Raw genomic sequence first — 2,558 nt, 5'->3', positions numbered from 1 at the left:
CGGCCGCGTGGGCGGCCACCCCTGAGCTGGCCGGGACCGGCCTGCTGGCCGTATTGACCCGGACGGATGCCGACGCCCCGCTGGACCCGATGGCCGAAGCGAAGCTGCTGGCGCGGGACGGAATCTCCGTGCTGCCCCTGGGCTACGACCGGCACCTGGCCGGCGGAGTGGAACTCGACCCGGGGCTGATGTCCCGCGCCGTCCGGCTGCAGGCGGCCGAGCTGGCCTCCACCGCGCTGGCTTTGGCGATGGAGCACACCGGCCGATGAGCGTGAAGATCTTCCACCGGCCGGCCCGGACCACCGCCCCGGCGCGCGAGGCCGCCCCCTTCAGCCTGGAGGCCCCGCCGCCCATGGGCGAGAAGGCCGGCAGGATGAACGCCATGGCGCTGATCCCGCTGCTGGGCGCCGGATTGTCCATGACCGTGATGATGCTCTTCCGCGGCAACAGCCTGGCCGCCGTCGGCGCCATCGCGATGATCGTGACCGTCGTCGCGTCCATCGTCATGATGCTGGGCCAGCGCGGCCGGGCGGCCCGCGCCCGAGCCGAAGAACGCGACCGCTACCTGGAATACCTGGAGGAGTGCCGGGCCACGCTCCGCGCCGACGAGCAGCGCACCATCACCACGGCGCGCACCAGCAACCCGGAGCCCACTGCCCTCTTCGACATCGTCCGCAACACGCAGCGGCTTTGGGAGCGGCGGCGCGGCAACGAGGACTTCCTGCATGTGCGGATCGGTTCCGGCGAGCGGATCAGCCGGCAGATCACCATCAACGAGCAGGGCCCGGCCACGGCCCAGCGCGACACCTTCATGGACAACGAGGTCCGGATCCTGCAGCGGCGGTATGAGACGTCGCCGGATTTGCCGCTGACCCTGCCGCTGGACTCGGCCGGCAACGTCAGCATCATCGGCTCCCGCGGGTTCGTGCTCAACGCCGCCCGGAACCTGCTCGCCGAGGCCTGTGCCTTCCACTCGCCCGAGGACCTGCACGTGGGGATCGCGGCCGGCGAAGACCGGCTGGGCGACTGGGACTGGGCCCTGTGGCTGCCGCATCTGGCGGACCAGAAGCAGGCCCACGCCACCGGCCCGGTCCGCCGGATGGCCCGGTCCCTGGACGAACTCGGTGCCGTGCTGGCCGACGAGCTGAACCGCCGCGCGGTGGTGGCTGCCGAATCCTCCAAGAACGCCCGGGGCGCCAGTCAGCACCTCCCGCGGCTGCTGGTGCTCGCCGACTGCTACGGCGGGCTGCCCGAAGAACTCGTGCTGCCGGACCGGCACGCCGGACTGGCCCACCTGGGCATCACGGTGGTCCATCTGGTGGCCGACCGCGGCCAGGAGCCCGGCGAGGTCAGCGTGCGCGTCACCCAGGCCGGCGCGGCCGCGGATTCCGCGGCCTCCGGCGCCCCGCCGTCGGACTCGGGATTCACGATCCAGAACTACCGCGAGGATCCGGTCGAGCCGGTCGTGGAACAGGGAACCCTGGACCCCCTGGCCGTGCCGACCGCCGAGGCGCTGGCCCGGGAACTGGCACCGATGCGGCTCTCGGCGGACTCGCTGGAACACAACACCGCCGCCAGCTCGGACAGCTTCCTGGACATGCTCGGCCTGAGCCCGGCGCTGGACGAGGCGGACATCAGGCGGCTCTGGAAGCCGCGGAGCGAAGTGGACTTCCTGCGGATCCCGCTGGGCCCCGACGACCGCGGCCGGCCGGCCCTGCTGGATCTGAAGGAATCGGCGCAGTTCGGCATGGGCCCGCACGGGCTCTGCGTCGGCGCCACCGGCTCCGGCAAGTCGGAGATGCTGCGGTCGCTGGTGCTGGGTCTGCTGGCCACCCATCCGCCGGAACTGCTGTCCATGGTGCTGGTGGACTTCAAGGGCGGCGCCACGTTCGCTCCCTTCGCCGACGCGCCGCAGGTCTCCGGCGTGATCACCAACCTGGCCGATGACGCGAGCCTGATCGAACGAATCTACTCCAGCCTCAACGGCGAGGTGGTCCGGCGGCAGGAAGTGCTCAAGGCCGTCGGCAACATCGCCAACATCACCGACTACCAGCTGCACCGGCAGGAACGGCTCGCCCGCGGCGAGGCCATGGAGCCGCTGCCGCACCTGGTGGTGATCATCGACGAGTTCGGCGAACTGCTCACCGCCCGGCCGGACTTCATCGACCTGTTCCTCTCCATCGGCCGGATCGGCCGGTCCATCGGCGTGCACCTGCTGTTGAGCAGCCAGCGGATCGAGTCCGGCAAGCTGCGCGGGCTGGAGACCTACCTGTCCTACCGGATCGGGCTGCGCACGCTCTCCGAATCGGAATCCCGCACCGTGCTGGACACGCCGGATGCCTTCCACCTGCCGCCGGTCCCGGGATACGGCTACCTGAAGGTGGATACCACGGTCTACACCCGGTTCAAGGCCGGGTACGTCTCCGGGCCGCTGGAGGATGTCCAGGCCCAGGAGGCGGACGAAACCGCCGGCGACGACGGCCCCCGGGTGCTGCCGATGCCCACGTATGCGGCCAGCCTGGAGCGGGCGGACGACGCCGGCGCTGCTGCCGCCAGGC

The 2,558-nt window shown here is 71.3% G+C and carries 2 protein-coding genes; both read left to right on the top strand.

Features of this window, described 5'->3' with window-relative positions; genetic code table 11:
- Nucleotides 1-269 (top strand): hypothetical protein (locus tag AC5RUJ_RS14380; protein ID WP_494156058.1); only part of this gene is annotated, 269 nt, incomplete at its 5' end.
- Nucleotides 266-2,558 (top strand): type VII secretion protein EccCa (gene eccCa, locus AC5RUJ_RS14375; RefSeq protein ID WP_494156057.1); only part of this gene is annotated, 2,293 nt, incomplete at its 3' end. The genes AC5RUJ_RS14380 and eccCa, both read left to right, overlap by 4 nt.

It is taken from the genome of Arthrobacter sp. Y3223164, assembly GCF_059091005.1.
This window is presented reverse-complemented; position numbering and strand designations above follow the sequence as displayed.